Source organism: Vibrio sp. 10N.222.55.A1, from assembly GCF_041473835.1.
Lineage (GTDB): Bacteria > Pseudomonadota > Gammaproteobacteria > Enterobacterales > Vibrionaceae > Vibrio > Vibrio crassostreae_C.
The window spans coordinates 66,704-84,025 of sequence record NZ_JBFRSX010000012.1; the positions used below are offsets into that span (position 1 = coordinate 66,704).

The 17,322-nt window shown below is 44.0% G+C and carries 16 protein-coding genes; 10 read left to right on the top strand and 6 right to left on the bottom strand.

Annotation, left to right across the window (positions count from 1 at the left end; translation table 11 throughout):
- Positions 1 to 272: 272 nt before the first annotated feature.
- Both AB4493_RS03665 and AB4493_RS03670 read right to left on the bottom strand, forming a co-directional pair.
- Positions 273 to 2,300 carry a cache domain-containing protein gene (locus AB4493_RS03665; protein ID WP_372154530.1) on the bottom strand — a complete coding sequence of 676 codons (2,028 nt, stop codon included), beginning with the start codon at positions 2,298 to 2,300 and terminating at the stop codon, positions 273 to 275.
- The gene (locus AB4493_RS03670; RefSeq protein WP_372154531.1) at positions 2,290 to 3,753 is read right to left on the bottom strand and encodes a sigma-54-dependent transcriptional regulator; all 1,464 of its coding nucleotides are present in this window, start codon (positions 3,751 to 3,753) and stop codon (positions 2,290 to 2,292) included. The genes AB4493_RS03665 and AB4493_RS03670 overlap by 11 nt, the downstream gene beginning before the upstream one ends.
- A gap of 302 nt (positions 3,754 to 4,055) precedes the next feature.
- Here AB4493_RS03670 and AB4493_RS03675 point away from each other — a divergent pair, with 302 nt between their 5' ends.
- From AB4493_RS03675 to AB4493_RS03700, 6 genes are all read left to right on the top strand, one after another.
- Complete coding sequence (locus AB4493_RS03675) at positions 4,056 to 4,862, top strand: substrate-binding domain-containing protein (RefSeq protein ID WP_017077255.1); 807 nt, start codon at positions 4,056 to 4,058, stop codon at positions 4,860 to 4,862.
- Positions 4,863 to 5,093: 231 nt separating this feature from the next.
- Positions 5,094 to 5,792 (top strand): ABC transporter permease, encoded by a 699-nt coding sequence (locus AB4493_RS03680; protein WP_136974279.1) that lies wholly within the window; start codon positions 5,094 to 5,096, stop codon positions 5,790 to 5,792.
- 10 nt (positions 5,793 to 5,802) lie between these two features.
- On the top strand, positions 5,803 to 6,522 hold the full coding sequence (locus AB4493_RS03685; RefSeq protein ID WP_108166541.1) for an energy-coupling factor ABC transporter ATP-binding protein: 720 nt from the start codon (positions 5,803 to 5,805) through the stop codon (positions 6,520 to 6,522).
- The gene (mobA, locus tag AB4493_RS03690) at positions 6,500 to 7,084 is read left to right on the top strand and encodes a molybdenum cofactor guanylyltransferase MobA (protein ID WP_004733776.1); all 585 of its coding nucleotides are present in this window, start codon (positions 6,500 to 6,502) and stop codon (positions 7,082 to 7,084) included. Before AB4493_RS03685 ends, mobA begins: the two co-directional genes overlap by 23 nt.
- Entirely contained in the window at positions 7,084 to 8,901 is a 1,818-nt protein-coding gene (locus AB4493_RS03695; protein WP_017071478.1) for a bifunctional molybdopterin-guanine dinucleotide biosynthesis adaptor protein MobB/molybdopterin molybdotransferase MoeA, read from the top strand. The genes mobA and AB4493_RS03695 overlap by 1 nt, the downstream gene beginning before the upstream one ends.
- 299 nt (positions 8,902 to 9,200) lie before the next feature.
- Positions 9,201 to 9,467 carry a DUF2960 family protein gene (locus tag AB4493_RS03700; protein WP_017063882.1) on the top strand — a complete coding sequence of 89 codons (267 nt, stop codon included), beginning with the start codon at positions 9,201 to 9,203 and terminating at the stop codon, positions 9,465 to 9,467.
- Positions 9,468 to 9,641: 174 nt separating this feature from the next.
- On the opposite strand, the gene nagK is transcribed toward AB4493_RS03700, so the two are convergent.
- On the bottom strand, positions 9,642 to 10,550 hold the full coding sequence (gene nagK, locus AB4493_RS03705) for an N-acetylglucosamine kinase (protein ID WP_017059606.1): 909 nt from the start codon (positions 10,548 to 10,550) through the stop codon (positions 9,642 to 9,644).
- Between the two features lie 163 nt (positions 10,551 to 10,713).
- Positions 10,714 to 11,460 carry a tRNA-uridine aminocarboxypropyltransferase gene (locus tag AB4493_RS03710; protein ID WP_372154532.1) on the bottom strand — a complete coding sequence of 249 codons (747 nt, stop codon included), beginning with the start codon at positions 11,458 to 11,460 and terminating at the stop codon, positions 10,714 to 10,716.
- Positions 11,461 to 11,528: 68 nt separating this feature from the next.
- Here AB4493_RS03710 and AB4493_RS03715 point away from each other — a divergent pair, with 68 nt between their 5' ends.
- The gene (locus AB4493_RS03715) at positions 11,529 to 12,338 is read left to right on the top strand and encodes a sterol desaturase family protein (protein WP_171733000.1); all 810 of its coding nucleotides are present in this window, start codon (positions 11,529 to 11,531) and stop codon (positions 12,336 to 12,338) included.
- 115 nt (positions 12,339 to 12,453) lie between these two features.
- Here the strand turns inward: AB4493_RS03715 and AB4493_RS03720 are convergent, their stop codons facing one another.
- Entirely contained in the window at positions 12,454 to 14,499 is a 2,046-nt protein-coding gene (locus AB4493_RS03720; protein ID WP_372154533.1) for a methyl-accepting chemotaxis protein, read from the bottom strand.
- Positions 14,500 to 14,603: 104 nt separating this feature from the next.
- Here AB4493_RS03720 and AB4493_RS03725 point away from each other — a divergent pair, with 104 nt between their 5' ends.
- Entirely contained in the window at positions 14,604 to 15,089 is a 486-nt protein-coding gene (locus AB4493_RS03725) for a C40 family peptidase (protein WP_050634347.1), read from the top strand.
- 108 nt (positions 15,090 to 15,197) lie between these two features.
- On the opposite strand, the gene AB4493_RS03730 is transcribed toward AB4493_RS03725, so the two are convergent.
- A complete protein-coding gene (locus AB4493_RS03730; RefSeq protein WP_010440912.1) occupies positions 15,198 to 15,542 on the bottom strand; it encodes a DUF3802 family protein in 345 nt (114 codons plus the stop codon).
- 585 nt (positions 15,543 to 16,127) lie between these two features.
- Between AB4493_RS03730 and AB4493_RS03735 the strand changes: the two genes are divergently transcribed.
- On the top strand, positions 16,128 to 16,994 hold the full coding sequence (locus tag AB4493_RS03735) for a fructosamine kinase family protein (RefSeq protein WP_017059601.1): 867 nt from the start codon (positions 16,128 to 16,130) through the stop codon (positions 16,992 to 16,994).
- Between the two features lie 63 nt (positions 16,995 to 17,057).
- A complete protein-coding gene (locus tag AB4493_RS03740) occupies positions 17,058 to 17,261 on the top strand; it encodes a CPXCG motif-containing cysteine-rich protein (protein WP_017059600.1) in 204 nt (67 codons plus the stop codon).
- Positions 17,262 to 17,322 lie beyond the last annotated feature (61 nt).

Here is a 17,322-nt window from a genome sequence, read left to right on the forward strand (position 1 = left end):
AGCTGACTGACTTTATTATTTGTTTTTATTATGGATTTCGGTCAAGGTATCAAAATTTCGTACAGTTCGGATGATATGCATCAAGATCAAAAGATATGCACTGTGTTACATAGCAAAAAAGAGGTGCTCGTCAAACCGAAAGAGGTTTAGATTTGGTTTGCGATATATTAGTAGTGCAGAATTTTCGTGCTTAGGCTAAAACGTTCGTGTAATAGCCCAAGCGCGTTAGAAATATTATCAGATGATAATATCAGTGAATGAGTTCTTAGAACTTATAGGTTTGATACAAGCAATTGAGGTGTCGCTTTCTGTTGAAGATAGATACTAAAGCAACTTCCCTTACCTACCTCAGATTCAACTCGGATCTCGCCGCCAGTTTGGCTCAATATACTCTGAGATACTGACAACCCTAAGCCCGTGCCATCTCGTTTGGTGGTATAGAAAGGCGAGAAGATACGTTTCAGTTGTTCTTCCTTAATACCGCAGCCTTCATCTTGAACATGAACGATAGCGCCATGAGACACACCATTTTCAACCCAGTCTTCACTCGAAATGGTTAACGTGCCCTGACCGTCCATTGCATGAATCGCGTTCATTTGTAGGTTAACCAGAATCTGTAGCAATTGGTTTCGATTGACCTCGACTGAGGTTTTAGCGTTCAGCTGCGATACGTACACAATGCCTTTCTTCTTCGCACCTGTTTTTACGAGCGTAATACTTTCATCCACTATTGGGTTGATATGTTGCCACGTAATTTCGTCTTGTACGCCGCCGTGACGGCTGTATTGAAGCAGGCTTCGTGTGATATTTCGAATTCGGTCAATCTGCTCCATGATCGCGTGGACTTCCTCATCTACACGGCTCACTTCATCGCCCAGTTCAAACTTCATCAGTTCAACGTTGCCAAGAATCACGGCGGTTGGGTTATTGATCTCATGAGCAATACCTGCCGTTAATTCACCTAACGCGGCCAGTTTTTCATTGACCACCAGCTTATCTCTGGCTTGATTGAGAAGCTTGATGTGCAGTTCGAGTTCTTCAGTTTTCTCTTTCAAACTCGCGGTACGAGAATGCACTTTGCACTCAAGTTCAGACGCCGCTTGTTGAATCTCTTGATTGCGCTCGTGCAGTAGATCCAACATCTTGTCGAATTGTTTAGCGAGCAGTGTCAGTTCGTGTTGATCATCCAAACCTAGCGTACCAATTCGCTTGTCTTGCCCCATCTGGACTAGCTTGACGACCTTATGAATGCGTTCGATTGGGTTGAAAAGATCACGTGCGCCACGGTGAACGATCAAACCGGATGCCAACAGAAGCAACACAATGGTAATGCTAATTTCGCCAAGGTTGGTCAAGTACGTTTCTATCAGCGGCCAAATCAAATAACCGGTGTAAAGCATACCAATCACATTATTAAACTGGTCATGGATTGGTTGGTAAGCTGTGATGTACCAAGCATCGTAAACATACGCTCGATCTAGCCACTCTTTACCTTCATTCAAGACTTTCGAGTGAACCTCGTGAGAAACACGTGTACCAATGGCGCGCCCTACACTGTCTTCACTGCTCAAAGGCACGTTGGTGCTAACACGAAGATCATCAAGGAAAACCGTGACCGTTCCTATATGACGATTAAAACCTTCTCGTTGTGGATAGATAAGGTTACTGATTTGGTCAACAAGTTGAGTACTGTTATTCAGTAAGATCCCACCATCCAGAAAACCAATCACATGATCATGTTCATCTTTGATGGGTACAACGGTTCGGCTTACCAATCCGCGAGTCTCGACCTCTTGCCCGTTGAGCATCGGAACTTCCGCTTTTTTAGCGAGGTCACGATCGAGATAATTGAGTTCATTACGGCTTAAGACACTGAAAAATGAAGGCTTGTGAGTTAAGTTTAGATATTCGAGTTTCTTTTCCATGCTCTCGACGCTGCGCCAGCGTAGAAAGTCGAGTTCATAGCGAGATTTGTTTTCAGAAACCCAACGTGTGAGCTCTTCTTTCGAAATATCACTCGTGAGTTTGATTCGGAAGTTGTAAGACTCAGCAAATGCTTGAACGTTATAGGCCTGTTGGTTCTGAATTAGATGGATACTGTTGTCGGCAACATCCAAACGCTCATCGACATCAATCAGAGCACCCTGCCACGTGTAATGTACTGACCAATACAGTGTTATAGCGACAAGCGCACATAAGGTAAGAATGATGGGAGCGGATGTTAGAAATAGCAGGCGATAACGCACCATGGTTTTGAACCGGAACGCCCATTTTGTCCACCAATGACGTCTAATCGGCATATTCAGAGCCTTCTGTGTTCCATTCTTTGTACTTACGCTCTAGTGTTTTACGCGCCACACCGAGATCTCTCGCTGCTGCAGATTTATTGCCATCATGAAAACTCACCAGTTGTTCTATGTGAGATTTCTCGACTTCTTTGAGTGTCCAAGTGTTCGGGTAACCCTCAGCTGCGTCTACATTATTCAAGTTTGGTATTTCCGCGCCATGTGACACCGTCACTGAAATGCTGGTTGGGGCTGGATCACCATTCACTTCGCGCCAATAGTGTGCTGGTGGCTTGTCTAAAAGAATGCATCGTTCGACTAAGTTTTTAAGTTCACGAATATTTCCCGGCCATTCGTATTCGTTCAACGCCAAGATATCTTCATGTGCCCAATTTGGAACTGGCATGCCAAGCTCGCTCGATAAAAGACGAGTAAAGTATGGAACAAGTTCAATCAGGTCTGACGGGCGCTCTCTCAATGGCACCACATCAATCTTAAGTACATTGAGTCGGTAGAACAGATCGCGGCGGAAGTGCCCTTTATCGACCTCTTCTTGAAGATTTCGGTTGGTCGCCGCCACCACTCGTACGTCAACGGAAATTTCCTTCTCGCTACCGACTGGACGAATGGTTCTTTGCTCTAACACGCGTAACAATGCAGCTTGCATTGACAGTGGCATTTCACCAATTTCATCAAGGAACAAGGTGCCACCACTTGCGACTCGGAAAAGACCTTCACGGTTTTTCTTCGCACCAGTAAATGCGCCTGATGTATGTCCAAACAGTTCACTTTCTAGAAGTTCTGGAGCAATCGCACCACAGTTGATTGGCACAAATGGACCTGTGCGTTTACTGGCTTCATGTACACCACGAGCAACCAGCTCTTTGCCGGTACCCGACTCACCTTCTATCAAGACGGACGCTCGAGACGGTGCAAATTGACTGATCAGCAATTTAAGTTGTTTGGTCTTGTCTGAATTGCCAATCAGTTCAGTCTTGATATGACGACTCACATCACGCTTCAACGCGTACTGCATTCTTTGGTCGAGTCGCTTATCCATACAACGCAGAACCGCTTGTATCATCTGTTCGAGGTTGAACGGCTTAAGAATAAAATCTGAAGCACCAAGCTTAAGCGCGGATATGGTCATCTCTAGATCGGCATAACCCGTCATGAAAATCACATCGGCGCGTTTGTCGTTGTCGTTAAACGCCTCTTCCCACTCAATGCCAGAGCGGCCTGGTAGGTTGATATCAAGGACAATCAGATCAAAATGTTCGCTCGAACGCAGCGTTTCAGCCTCTTCAACCGATCCTGCGCTCGACACCTTGCCAAAGAACTTACCCAGTGCTTTCTTTAAGATAGCCTGCATACCCAATTCATCATCGACCACCAAGACGGAAAACGCCTGATACTGAGTCAATGTGTTCGGGGTGAGATTGGATGCAGATGAACTAGGTAAAGACATAATGATTAGCCGGTGAGAAAAGTTGGGACAGAGTGTACCAATTAACCTTTTCTCCAACAGGGACAATGTGCGACATTTTGTCCTAGCTCATGTTTTGATTCATTTTAACGGGGTAAAAGACTCAGTTTTGTCCGAAATAACAGCAATTTAAAGAAATCTGATGCATTATTTGTTGGCATTAAGATTGCTTATAAGGTGTAGATTTCTAATTACAACAATTAGCGTCTTATGCACATGCCCTCTTTGAGCCCTTTAAAATTGAAGGCATGTCATTCATTTATAACAGAATGGACATAATAATAATGAAAGCAATTCCCCTAACTATTGCAGCTCTATCTATCGTCAGTTACACGGCTAGCAGCGCGGAAGACACCACTCATATTAAGTTGGCGACAACCACAAGTACTTATCACTCTGGTCTACTGGACTACTTATTGCCTGAGTTCGAAAAAGATTCTGGTATCAAGGTTGATGTTCTTGCCGCTGGTACGGGTAAATCTCTTCGCATGGGCGAAAATGGTGACGTTGATTTGGTGATGACTCACGCACCAAAGGCCGAAGCGAATTTCGTTGAACAAGGTTACGGGGTTCTACCTCGCAAGCTGATGTACAACGACTTTGTCATTGTTGGTCCTCAAAGCGATCCAGCGAAGATTGAATCTCAAAAAGCAGTGACTGATGTGTTCAAAGCGATCGCGAACAATAACGTGACCTTTGTTTCTCGTGGTGACGACTCTGGTACTCATAAGAAAGAGATGGGTATTTGGGCACAAACTAAAATGGAACCAAACTTCGGTGGTTATCGCAGTGTTGGTCAAGGCATGGGCCCTACTCTGAACATGGCGTCAGAGATGCAAGGCTACACCATGACAGACCGTGGTACTTGGTTGGCTTACCAAAACAAATTGGATCTTAAAATCCTTTTCCAAGGTGACAAGAACCTGTTTAACCCTTACCAAGTGATTCTTGTTAATCCAGAACGCTACCCGAGCATTAACTACCAAGCAGCGAAAGTATTCAGTGATTGGCTGGTTAACCCTAAAGGCCAGAAACTGATTAACGACTTTAAACTGCACGGCAAACAGCTGTTTGTTGCGAGCGCAGAATAGTTTGTTGCAAGCTTAGAATAGTTGATTGTAAGCAATGAGTCGTTGATTGTAAGTAAAGCGTAGCGTTGAAGGTGTAGTCAAAACCAACAAGCACTACACTTAGCTAAACAGTTAACGAAGCACTCTTAAAAACAATAGCTGGCCAATTCAAGCTCAAATAGTTTGTGTCAGCTATGATTAACATCAGTCATTACCGATAAAGACCTATTATCGATTCACACGAGATACTTCATGACCCTATGGCAAACAACGATTGATGCAATGAACCTACTAGTGAGTTTTGACCACGAATTGTGGAAAATCGTCGCGGTATCTTTCAGCGTATCTTTGTCCGCCATCTCATTAGTGATTGTTCCTGCAATCCTTATGGCTTTCTTATTGGCTTATACCGAGTTCCCCGGGAAGTGGGCATTGTTATCGGTGATCAATACCCTGCAAGCTATCCCAACCGTGGTTATCGGTTTGTTGATGTACATGATGCTCTCTCGTTCTGGCCCACTCGGTGATTGGGAATTACTGTTCACCCAAAAGGCGATGATTCTAGGTCAAATGGTGATCTGTTTCCCTATCCTAGTTGCGATGATGCACGGCGCTCTCCAAGCCAGTGACCGCCGAGCAGTTGAAACTGCGCGCACGCTTGGCGTATCAACCACACGTGTGGCATGTACCTTAATTTGGGAAACGCGCTTCCCTCTTTTAGCGGCAACTATCGCTGCCTTCTCTCGTATCGTCACTGAGGTTGGTTGTTCAATGATGGTCGGTGGCAACATTATGGGGATGACAAGAAACATCCCAACAGCTATCGCTATGGAAAGCCACAAAGGCGCATTCGCTCAAGGCGTCGCCCTCGGTATGGTGTTATTAGCATTGGCATTAGCCCTTAACTTTTTCCTTTCCAGTGTGAGAGGAAAAGGCTATTTAAGAACTTAGGAACGCTGTCATGAGTATAAAAATAACAACGCAGCAAATCTCAATGCGCTACAAAGAGCGTGTTTTGTTCCATATCCCTGAATTGTCGATCGGCCCCAACGATGCCATTTATCTCAAAGGAGATAATGGTGTGGGTAAAACGACCCTACTTAAAATATTGTCTGGATTGATTCAGCCAAGCTCTGGCCGCCTTCAGTCTCCGACACAAAGCTGGCAGCAGATCTTATTCCCTAGGCTCAAGTTCAAAGACATTATCTACCTGCATCAAACCCCCTATCTTTTTGATGGTTCGGTGTACCAAAATGTCGCTTATGGCATTCGCTTTAACAAAGAGAGCCAAAAAGATAAGCGAGCTCAAATAATTAATGCGCTGAGAATGGTAGGTTTAGAAACCTTGGCAGATGAACACATTTCTGTGTTGTCTGGTGGTGAGCGTCAACGCGTTGCAATGGCACGAGCCTGGATTCTTAAGCCGTCAATCTTGCTAATGGATGAACCAAGTGCCTCTTTAGACAAAGAATCTATTGAAAGATTGGTGATAATGGCCGAAGATCTTCTTCAAAGAGGCGCGAGTTTAGTCATCACTAGTCACCAAACTAACGCGTTAACCGACTTATGTAAGAAGCAATGGTGGATCAAAGACAATACTTTGACCGAATCGCCGCTTCTGCAAGTTATTCAGAAAGATAAAGCACAAGAGAATATTTATGCTGCTTCCAACGCAAACTAGTTGGGTTATTTTGGCTGGCGGACAGGCCAGCCGTATGGGCGGAAAAGATAAAGGACTTGTTGAGCTCAACGGTTCTCCGCTTATTCAATACGTTATAAACAAGCTGTCACAACAAGATGTCAGCATCACCATCAATGCCAACCGTAACTTAGACAGTTACCAAGCATTTGCTCCGGTTGTCTCCGATTCTTTCCCTGACTATCCAGGTCCATTGGGCGGCATTCATGCTGGCCTTAAAAACGCGAGTACAGACTGGGTCGGCTTTGTCCCTTGCGATAGCCCACAAATCAGTGACGACCTTGTTGAGCGTTTTTGTTCTGCAGTTAAAGAAGACAGCGACATTCTTGTCGCGCATGATGGCGAATTTAAGCAACCTGTATTCACCCTATTCCACAAACGTGTTCTACCAAAGTTAGAAGCGTTTTTGGAACGTGGTGATCGTAAAATCATCTTGCTATACAAAGAGTGTGTTACAGAATACGTTGATTTCAGCGATTCTCCTAACTGCTTTGTTAATCTCAACACGCCAGAAGAACTCACCCAATTCGGAACGCTTCAATAATGAAAGATTCTAAACAACGCCCTAACCTTCCTTTATTGGGCTTTGCTGCTTATAGCGGTACAGGCAAAACGACCGTACTTGAAGCCCTGCTTCCTCTGTTGACTGATGCGGGTTTAAAAGTTGGCGTGTTAAAACATGCTCACCACGATTTTGATGTCGATAAGCCGGGTAAAGACAGTTACCGCTTACGTAAAGCGGGCGCGAACCAAATGTTGATTGCTTCTCGTAATCGTCACGTGATGATGACAGAAACACCAGAAGCCGAAGCAGATTTTTATTACCTGCTGACTCGATTTGATACCAACACGCTTGATCTGATTTTGGTTGAAGGCTGTAAGAACATCGCCTTCCCTAAAATTGAACTGCACCGAGATGAAGTGGGCAAACCTTGGTTATATCCAAACGATAACAACATTATTGCTATCGCGGCAGACAGCCAAGTTGAATCAGAGCTGCCACAAATGGCGATCAGCGACTTAGAAGCGATTCGTGATTTCATCATCGATTACGCGCAGTCCTTTGACCTTGTCTCTACAACAGGCAGAGCCGTGTCATGCTCACCTTCAAAAGACGCAGCGCCAGCTGTTTGTTGTGATTCGTTCTCTCCTGCAGGTTTAACCGTTACTCAAGGCCAACAAAAGATTGTTGATAGCATTGACGCACTCGATCTCACAGAGAGTGTTGAATTACTGCAAGGCTACGGCCGCGTGCTGGCTGAAGATGTGATTTCGCCAATCAACGTTCCTCAGAATACCAACTCTGCAATGGACGGTTATGCAATTCGTAGTGAAGATCTAGAATTGGACAGTTACAACATCGTTGCTGAAGTCATGGCGGGTCACAGCTACGAGCAAATCGTGCAACAAGGTGAAGCCGTTAAAATCATGACCGGCGCACCAATGCCAGAAGGCGTTGATGTTGTCGTGATGCGTGAACAAGCCGTCCAAGATGGCGATAAAGTTAGCTTCCCTGATGCTAAAATCTCGGTTGGACAAAATGTCCGTATGGCAGGTGAAGATTTAGAAATCGGCCAACCTGTCTTTACACGTGGCACACGCATTGAAGCGCCAGAAATGGGCATGATGGCGTCGTTAGGTTTTGGTACCTGCCCTGTTCTGCGTAAAGTGAAAGTGGGTGTGTTCTCTACGGGTGATGAAGTTCAAGCGCCGGGTCACGAGCAAAAACCAAACTCTATCTATGACTCAAATCGTTTTACTATTATCGGCATGCTTCAAAAGCTCGGCTGTGACATCGTCGATTACGGCATCATTGAAGATGATGAGCAGAAGATGATGGATGTGCTGCATTCTGCGTCGCTTGAAACCGATATGGTTTTGACTTCTGGTGGTGTGTCTGTTGGTGATGCGGATTACATCAAGCTTGCGTTAGATAAACTGGGTGAAATCAACTTCTGGCGTATCAACATGCGTCCAGGTCGCCCATTGGCTTACGGTAAGATTGAGAACAAGCCGTTCTTTGGTTTACCGGGTAACCCTGTTGCTGTGATGGTGTCGTTCATTAACTTTGTTGAGCCTGCGATCCGCAAGCTTCAAGGTCAAACGAACTGGACACCAGTAAAAGCAAATGCTGTAGCAACTGAACAACTGCGCTCACGCCAAGGCCGTACTGAATTTAGCCGTGGTGTGTTCTCGATGAATGAATCTGGCGTGCTTGAAGTGAAAACAACGGGCAAGCAAGGTTCAGGTATTCTGCGTTCAATGAGTGAAGCGAACTGCTTAATCGAAATCTCTCCAGCAGTTGATACTGTGAAAGTTGGCGAGACAGTGACGATCATTCCTCTGCAAGGTCGCGTTTGATTCAAAACAAACACCTAAATTGACTTAGCAGCTTTTTAATTAACTTAGCTGCTTTTTAAATGATTTGGAAGATCTTCGCCAAAACATAAACGAAGCCCCTATATAGATTTTTCAATGTTAAGGGGCTTTTGTTTTTTTCGTTCGTGAAAAAACAACCTGTTCGTTTCCTAAAAGACAAATAGCTTAAATTACGCTAAACGTTTAGAACGATAATCTTAAGATTTCTTACCATTACCTTGAGCCACGTACGGTTTTTATGTAGAGTGCGCGCAAAGTAATAATTCTATTGGAGAGCAACCATGGCTCGTACCATTCTGTACACTTACAAAGACGAAGACAAAGAGTTACTGTTTTCAAAACAAGAACACCGCACGATCCAAGAAGCTGTTGCTGCAGCTGAAGGCATCGATATCTCTGAGTATCTAAAAACTGAGCAACAGCTTGAGTTGATTTCTGATACTAAAGCGGTTCGCAACTACCAAGACAACTACTTCCGCAAGCTTGGCTTTACTAAGCTTACGTTGAAGCAAAAAGACAATCTTGGTGTTGGTAAAAAGAAGAAGTAAGCCCTCTTGGCTCTTTTCTTGATATGTCGTTTCTAGCTTTTCGTTTGTAGTTAACAGCTAACAGCTAAAGAAACCAAAGCACCGAACAATAAAAAATGCCGCAACCTCTTTCGAGATTGCGGCATTTTTATTTGTACTTTTTAACTATCTAACCTTAGCTAGCTTAAGTCACGATTACTTAATGTTAAGGAATGCAGCACCACGAACGCCGCCTGAATCACCATGCTTCGCTTTGATGATCTTTGGACATTTCGCTACAGACAGTAGGTATTTAGGGATACGCTTTGGCATCTCTTCGTAGATAAGTTCGAAGTTTGAAAGACCGCCACCCAATGCAACTACGTGTGGATCAAGACCGGTAAACAGGTTCGCGAAACAGATAGCCAATAGCTCCATGAAACGATCAACGTGATCAGCCGCTTTTGCTTCACCTTCGTTGTACGCTTGAATGATCTCGATTGCTTTCTTCTTCTCGCCGAAGTAGTGCTCGTAAATCAATTCAAAGCCACGACCTGATAGGTAGCTGTCTAGACAACCTTTCTTGCCACAACCACAACCGAGTAACGGTGCGTTGTCGCCAAGGTGGAACCAAGCATCAATAGGAAGACGCATATGGCCCAGTTCACCAGCAACGTGGTTACGACCAGAGAACACTTTGCCTTCGTAAACTAACCCGCCACCAAAACCAGTACCTAGAATTAGGCCTGCTACTGATGGTTCGTCTTTAAGCTCGTCATCCCACGCTTCTGAAAGCGCAAAGCAATTCGCATCATTTTCAATTTTCACACTACGACCAATAAGTGCTTCTAGGTCTTTACGTAGTGGTTTCCCCGTTGAAGCTGGCACGTTAACAACCAGCATTGTGCCGTCGTCAGCATCTTCCATACCAGGAAGACCAAGACCAATTTTACCTTCGCAAGAAAATTCACTGTCGTACTTCTTCACCAAACCGGCAATCGTATCAAGTAGCAGTTGATAATCTTCAGTAGGCGTTGGTACGCGTTCTGTTGCTACTCGCTCAAGTTTTTCATTGAACGCACCAAATTCAATTTTTGTGCCGCCAACATCGAAGCCGTAATACATGAAATCTCTCCAATTTTTCCCTAAATTCGGGCAAATAAATTTTTCAAATTAAACATCTAGGACGCATTATCCATAACACTCCCCCTACAAACCGTGATGGATAACAAACTTATCTCGTGTTCGAATCTGTTTGAACAACAAGTCAGCACAAAGCGGTTAAAGGTTAGAGTGACGTCTCATTTTTAGTGTGCTCTATGAAAGCGTTCAGGCTTGGTTTGGTTGGATCGGACTTATAACGCGTCTTACTTAGCATGTAGCTTTCACGAAATGTCTCAAACCACAGCTGTAAAGTCTTTGCGCCCTGCTCTTCACCAGCCTGTTTCAAAACCAAGCTCGCTACTTCTGCAGTCGAGAGATGTTGTTCGTTGTCTGACTTACGCATCATGTATTGCGAAACCGATTCTGGTTCGATCGACAACACCGGTAAGTCTTGCAGATACTCTGAACGACGGAAAATACGTCGTGCTTCACGCCAACTACCATCAATAAAGATCAGCAGCAACGTCTTGTTCGAATCTCGCATTTCAGCAAGATCTGCAACCACACGCGATTTGTCATCGGTATAATCTTCAGGAAAGACCAGGACTGGCTGATATTTATCGTCTTTCAGCACATCAAGCATCTCTTGATTCGGTTCAGTGCGGTGCCAAAGGTAGGCATAGCTGTCTTTAACGGTATCAAGGATTAAACGGCCGGTATTACTTGGTTTGAGTATTTCGTTGTCCGATAAGATCAACATGGTCGCGACGTTCGTATTTACGTCTGGTTGATGTTCACAGATACAGCTGTCTTGTTTGATTTTACAGAACTGACATCGAACCACTTTACACCCGCGCGCGTTAAACGGCTTGGTAGAAAGAGACAAACGGTGTTGATATAAACGGTGAAAAGCGTGGATTCTCATGGACAATAACGATAAATCTAGAAAAGTGGCACGATTGTACTTACAGTGTCCCTAGAATGATAGAAGGAATTCCCATGCAAGACCCATCACTGCTTCGCCTTGTTTTCTTTATTAGCGCTTTTGTTTTGTGTGCGTTGTGGGAATATCGTGCGCCAAGAAAAACGTTGACTCAAAATAAATGGTTTCGTTGGGGAAATAACTTCTCATTAATGGCGCTTAACAGTGTTTTATTGGCGACATTAATACCTGTTGCGGCATTTCAAGCGGCACTGATTGCGGAACAAAATCAATGGGGTCTGTTCAATAACATTCGCCTACCCTTTGAAATCACCGTGTTCCTTTGTGTCGTGTTATTAGATCTTGCCATTTACACTCAACATTTAGTCTTTCACCGTATCCCTGTCCTGTGGAAACTTCATCGCGTCCATCATGCCGATTTAGATATCGATGTCACAACTGGTACCCGCTTCCACCCCATCGAGATGATTTTATCTATGTTAATTAAAGTCGCGTTGATTTTCGTATTGGGTGTGCCCGCACTAGCGGTTGTGATATTCGAGGTTGTGCTTAATGTGAGTGCTATGTTCAATCACAGCAACGGTCGTTTACCTTTATGGTTCGACAAGCAGCTTCGTAAAGTGATTGTCACGCCAGATATGCATCGAGTGCACCATTCAGTGATCGTCAAAGAGACCCACTCTAACTTTGGGTTCTTTTTATCAGTGTGGGACATCTGGTTTAAGACTTACCGCGCCCAACCCAAGCTTGGTCACGATAAGGTAAGCATCGGTGTACCAGAAATTCGAGACGGAAAAGAACAAAGGCTCGACTTGATGTTACGCCAACCATTCGCTTCCTTCCCTCATTCGAAAGACAAGACCTAACGCCTCAAGAAAATAATAAAAAATGGCGCAAACTCATAAGAGATTGCACCATTTTTATATGCGTAGCTTCTCACCTTTCAGCGGCAATTCCCACTTCCGGACGACGTTGACACACTTACTTCAATACGTACTTATGAAGCATGGCTTGTTGGTGCCCTGCTATCTCTCCGACTTGCTCTGAACTCTCGATCATAGATTCAAGTTGCAGCTTAGTATTCTCGCCCTGCTCAGATACTCGAGTGATTGAATGGGTAACATCGACAGTTGCACGAGCTTGTTGTTCGGTAGCCACCATGATTTGCTCAACACGCCCTTTGATCTGGCTAACCGCAAATTCGATTTTCTCGAAGGCTTGTCTTACATCGCCACTGGTTTCCAGTGCATTGGCCATCTCACTTCTCGATTCCGTTACAGAAGCACGTGAGCGATCGGCTGCCGCTACTAGCTCGTTCATCATGCTACGAATATTGGTGGTTTGCTGGGATGTGCCGCTCGCCAATTTACGCACTTCGTCTGCAACTACCGCAAAACCTCGACCTTGTTCACCTGCTCGCGCTGCTTCTATCGCAGCGTTCAGTGCCAATAAGTTGGTGTTTTCAGCGATTCCGCTGATCATATCGACCATTTCACGAATCTGTTTCACTCGACCATCCAAGTCAGCCATCGACTCTTCACTCATGCTAAGAGATTGCTCAAGCGCTTGTAATCGTTGTTGGTTAAGGCCAACCACTTGGCTGCCACTCACTGACTCATCTTCTGCTATTTGAGCATCGTCGTTCGATGCGTTAGAAATACGAGCAATCTCACCAATCGATGCTTCCAGCTCAGTAATGGTGGTGATCATATTCTGAAGTGATTCGTTCTGTTCGTTCAAGCTCGAATTGGTTTGCTCTGCAGCGTCATGGCTTACTTCAGCCGTTTGATAAAGCGTCTCACAGTTACGCGTTACTAAACGAACCGAGTCCGCGGTGGAATCAACGACCGTATTGAGTTTTGAAGTGATAACTTGAAGCTCTAGCGGCCCAAGCAATTCACTCTGTTTAGAGAAGTCATGATCTGCAAGTGAACTCAACTGTTGAGTAATGTTTTTTAGCCCTTTATTCATCCAACGGCGTAACACGAACCATGAAATCACAATGATTACGGCAATAACCAGCCCGCTGATAAACAACACACGATCAATATTGGTGATGGTTTGATTTACAACCAGTTCGCTTTCATCAATCAGATGGGAAGCGGTAGAAGACAACTGATTCAATGTGCTTATGACTGTATTCGCGAGGGTGATAACTTGCGTTAAGTTCTGCTCTTGCTGCTGAACAAGTTCGAGTTTCAAGAGGATCTGTTTGATCACGCCTTCTTCGGTAAAGCCTTCTTTCACCATCTCGTAAGGCGCCGTCAAGCTCGCGAACTCAGCGATGTCTGGGTGCCAATCGGCAAAATCGCTGTAAGCCAAGTTAAGGCCTGCGATTCGGTTTCTCAATTGACGGTATTCGTCTTGTGCTTTATCAATGTCAGATTGCATCATCAGCATCAAGAAGGTGTTCGCCATAGCAGACGCGCTGGATGTAAATCGGTTCGCTGCATCGCTCGCTTCTGGGTTGTCTTCAACCAAGAATGAGCTGATTCTATTCATTTCTGGTCCGATAGACCCAACGCCATAACGGAACTCGCCCATTTTACTGTCGATCAGATTTTGCTTACTTTGAATTTCGATCTGCGCCAGCAGTACCGTGTTGGTCATGGTTTGCAGTTGTGCCATGTCATCGACAAGGTTTTGTTGTTGCTCTAAAGAGATTGCCTCAGGAAAAGATTGGGAGATAAAAAGGAGTTCCTCTAGCGTGGTATTGCTCTCTGTCGCGAGTTGGTCAATTGAGCCCCTTGTGGCATTCAGTGTATCTAAGTCGGTTGATTGGGTGCTGTAAGTGAGAAGTTTTACTTGTTCTAATACGCTTTGCGTTAATTCAGCATTATGTAGAGCAAGGGGTAATGCTTGTTCCGAGAGTGCATCAAAATGTCCCCCGACCCGTTCAACGCCCCGAATGCTAACCATTGATAAAAAACTAACAAGTAAAAGAATGGAAATAAATACAGCAGTGACGGTTTGAATGAGCGAGAATGTATAACGTGAGGGTTTTATTGATAAATTTGTGTCGGGCATGTGAAATCCAGTTTGACTACGAAAAGAGATATCCTTAAGTTAGGTCGTATACTAGAAGTCCTTGATGACGTTTTTATTTCAGTTTTTTGTCAGAAGAGTTACATATGAAAATCAGAAAAATGGCTGTAGTTACAATAACTTTAGCAACATTGGCTGCTTGTAGCTCGTCACCATCGCCTTCTCAGCTTAGTCAAACCGCACAGAAACCCCTATCAAAATCAGAACAATTGACTACAAACGCTTATATGAGCGTGTATGAACAGTGGAAAGGTGTGCCATACCATTTCGGTGGGACATCATTTCGAGGTATAGATTGCTCTGCTTTTGTTCAAATCGCCGTGCAAAATGCGACTCAACAAGCTCTACCAAGAACCACAAAAGACCAGAGTAAAAAGGGAAAAGAAATTGCGTATGGGGAAGCAACAAGCGGTGACTTGGTGTTTTTCAAGACTTCGATGACGGTGCGACATGTAGGCGTTTACTTAGGAAACAACCAATTTCTACATGCCTCGACATCGAAAGGTGTCATTATTTCTAGGTTAGATAACCCTTACTGGGCATCCAAGTTTTGGCACTTTAGGCGTTTATAGCGGTTCGAAAGATAAACCGCTGAGCGAGGTAACTCTAGAAAGATACGACTTAAACGCCCGTTGTTATTTATGCTGACTAATTACGACGATAAATGAGCAAACAAACCGTTAATCGTATTTAGCAACAGCAGTATCAAACAGGTTCTTTACTAACGCGATGTACTCATCGAGGAATACAATTTGTTCGTTAGTCGCTTTCTTAGCCCACACACCCGCTAATACTTCACCAAGATCCGCTACTACGGCATCTGCTTCTTTCAAAAGTTGAAAACGAACGCTCGAATGCAACTCTGGGTTTTGCTCGAAAATAGCCATGATGTTCGTTGAAATCATGTCGGTAACAATGTCTTCGACACTTTCGTTTCCAGTATCACCATTACTATTGGTAAACACATCAAGGTTGAATGATAAGTGCTCGATTAAAGCCAAATAGCCATCGGTTTCTACAACCACAATAATTCTCCGTTTTAAGCTCTAGAGCAGATTAATACGTACTTGCCTAATACTATGTAAATGAAGCTATTTGTCATCACTTTATTGCCCAAAACCGCATTAAAATGATCCTAGTTAGTATTTCAGCTTAAAATTAAATCGATATAGCTTTATGTGGTATACCTGCCTACTCGAGCCACAAGTCAATTCACGCCAACAAAGTGTAAGACAAACTTTGAAGCAAAGTATTGCGCCAGTTAACAATAGCCCTTTCAACTAACTCTAAAAGCTCATTTAATTTAGTCGCTAGACAATAACAAGCTCAAATCACTTTTCCAGTTTGTTGCGTTCAAAACCGTTTCGATTGTGAGACTAGTTCCAAACTATTTCATCACGTCAGGTTTTCAATTTATGTTTGTATTTCAAAGAGCTTGAATCAGTTCGAGTTCACAATTCGGCCAATTGATTCTGCGTAAGATGAAGAAGAGCTAAGAACATTGACGAGTGCGTCTATAAATTGTTCAGATTTATCCTAAACTATTGCTATTAAACAAACAGTATTTCTAACCTTCAATCTTTTTAACTTTCAGTCTTTGAGGATTTCCTATGTGGCAGGCCATTTCTCAACAACTTTCAGATACTCTTCTATTTAACTTTCAGATTACTGAACGTACCAAGGTTTCTGGTGGCGACATTAACGATTGCTATATGATCAGCGATGGTAATGAGCGTTACTTTGTGAAAGTGAATCAGCGAGAATTTTTACCTAAGTTTGAAATTGAAGCTGAGAACTTACGCTTGTTAAGAGAAACCTCCACTGTTTACGTTCCTGAGTTGGTGCTTATTGGCAAAACCAAAGAGTGCTCGTTCATTATTCTGAATTACTTGCCGACCAAACCGCTCGAGACGGGCAACAATAGCTTCGATTTCGGCGTTCAGCTTGCGCGGCTTCATCAATGGGGCGAGCAAAAAGAGTTTGGTTGCGACCAAGACAACTATATCGGCAGCACACTTCAACCCAACCCTTGGCATAAGAAATGGGGTCGCTTTTTCTCTGAGCAACGCATTGGTTTCCAACTGCAACTGCTCAAAGAGAAAGGCATCGAGTTTGGTGATATCGATGACATCGTTGATGTGGTGAATATGCGTCTTGCTGGCCACAACCCTCGCCCTTCTTTGCTTCATGGGGATCTTTGGAATGGCAATGTTGCTAACTCTGCGTTTGGCCCAATTTGCTACGACCCTGCTTGTTACTGGGGGGACCATGAGTGTGATTTGGCATTAACGGAATTGTTTGAAGGTTTCCCTAAAGAGTTTTATGAAGGTTACCAGAGCGTCAATCCACTCGACGTTGGCTATACTGATCGGAAAGACATTTACAACTTGTACCATCTTCTTAACCACTGCAATCAATTTGGCGGCGAATATTTAGCACACACTGAAGCATGCATTCAGAAGATACAGGCCGTTTAATACCAATTACAGCTGTTTATAACCGAATACGATTGGTATCAGTTACAGTGAGGAGAATTTGCCATGCATAAATACACAGAGAAACATGTCTCCTGTCCGCATTGTGGGCACGGTATTAACATCACGCTTGATGCATCTAATGGTAGCCAAGACTTCTATGATGATTGTCCAGCGTGTTGCAATGCCATTCATTTGGATATGCAGGTTGACGAAGTAAGAGACAGAATCAACCTTTCGATTGATGCCGATGATGAACAAGTATTCTGACAATCAGTTTCTCGTTTAAACCATGATCAAAAAAGAGCACCTCACGTGCTCTTTTTTAATT

Bases quoted from the DNA above. Each gene is read 5' to 3' on its own strand.
- AB4493_RS03700 (WP_017063882.1), top strand. From the start codon at position 9,201: ATGGCTCGTACCATTCTGTACACTTACAAAGACGAAGACAAAGAGTTA.
- AB4493_RS03740 (WP_017059600.1), top strand. From the start codon at position 17,058: ATGCATAAATACACAGAGAAACATGTCTCCTGTCCGCATTGTGGGCAC.
- nagK (WP_017059606.1), bottom strand. From the start codon at position 10,550: ATGTATTACGGCTTCGATGTTGGCGGCACAAAAATTGAATTTGGTGCG.
- AB4493_RS03695 (WP_017071478.1), top strand. From the start codon at position 7,084: ATGAAAGATTCTAAACAACGCCCTAACCTTCCTTTATTGGGCTTTGCT.
- AB4493_RS03665 (WP_372154530.1), bottom strand. From the start codon at position 2,300: ATGCCGATTAGACGTCATTGGTGGACAAAATGGGCGTTCCGGTTCAAA.
- mobA (WP_004733776.1), top strand. From the start codon at position 6,500: ATGCTGCTTCCAACGCAAACTAGTTGGGTTATTTTGGCTGGCGGACAG.
- AB4493_RS03725 (WP_050634347.1), top strand. From the start codon at position 14,604: ATGAAAATCAGAAAAATGGCTGTAGTTACAATAACTTTAGCAACATTG.
- AB4493_RS03720 (WP_372154533.1), bottom strand. From the start codon at position 14,499: ATGCCCGACACAAATTTATCAATAAAACCCTCACGTTATACATTCTCG.
- AB4493_RS03680 (WP_136974279.1), top strand. From the start codon at position 5,094: ATGACCCTATGGCAAACAACGATTGATGCAATGAACCTACTAGTGAGT.
- AB4493_RS03670 (WP_372154531.1), bottom strand. From the start codon at position 3,753: ATGTCTTTACCTAGTTCATCTGCATCCAATCTCACCCCGAACACATTG.
- AB4493_RS03735 (WP_017059601.1), top strand. From the start codon at position 16,128: ATGTGGCAGGCCATTTCTCAACAACTTTCAGATACTCTTCTATTTAAC.
- AB4493_RS03675 (WP_017077255.1), top strand. From the start codon at position 4,056: ATGAAAGCAATTCCCCTAACTATTGCAGCTCTATCTATCGTCAGTTAC.
- AB4493_RS03685 (WP_108166541.1), top strand. From the start codon at position 5,803: ATGAGTATAAAAATAACAACGCAGCAAATCTCAATGCGCTACAAAGAG.
- AB4493_RS03715 (WP_171733000.1), top strand. From the start codon at position 11,529: ATGCAAGACCCATCACTGCTTCGCCTTGTTTTCTTTATTAGCGCTTTT.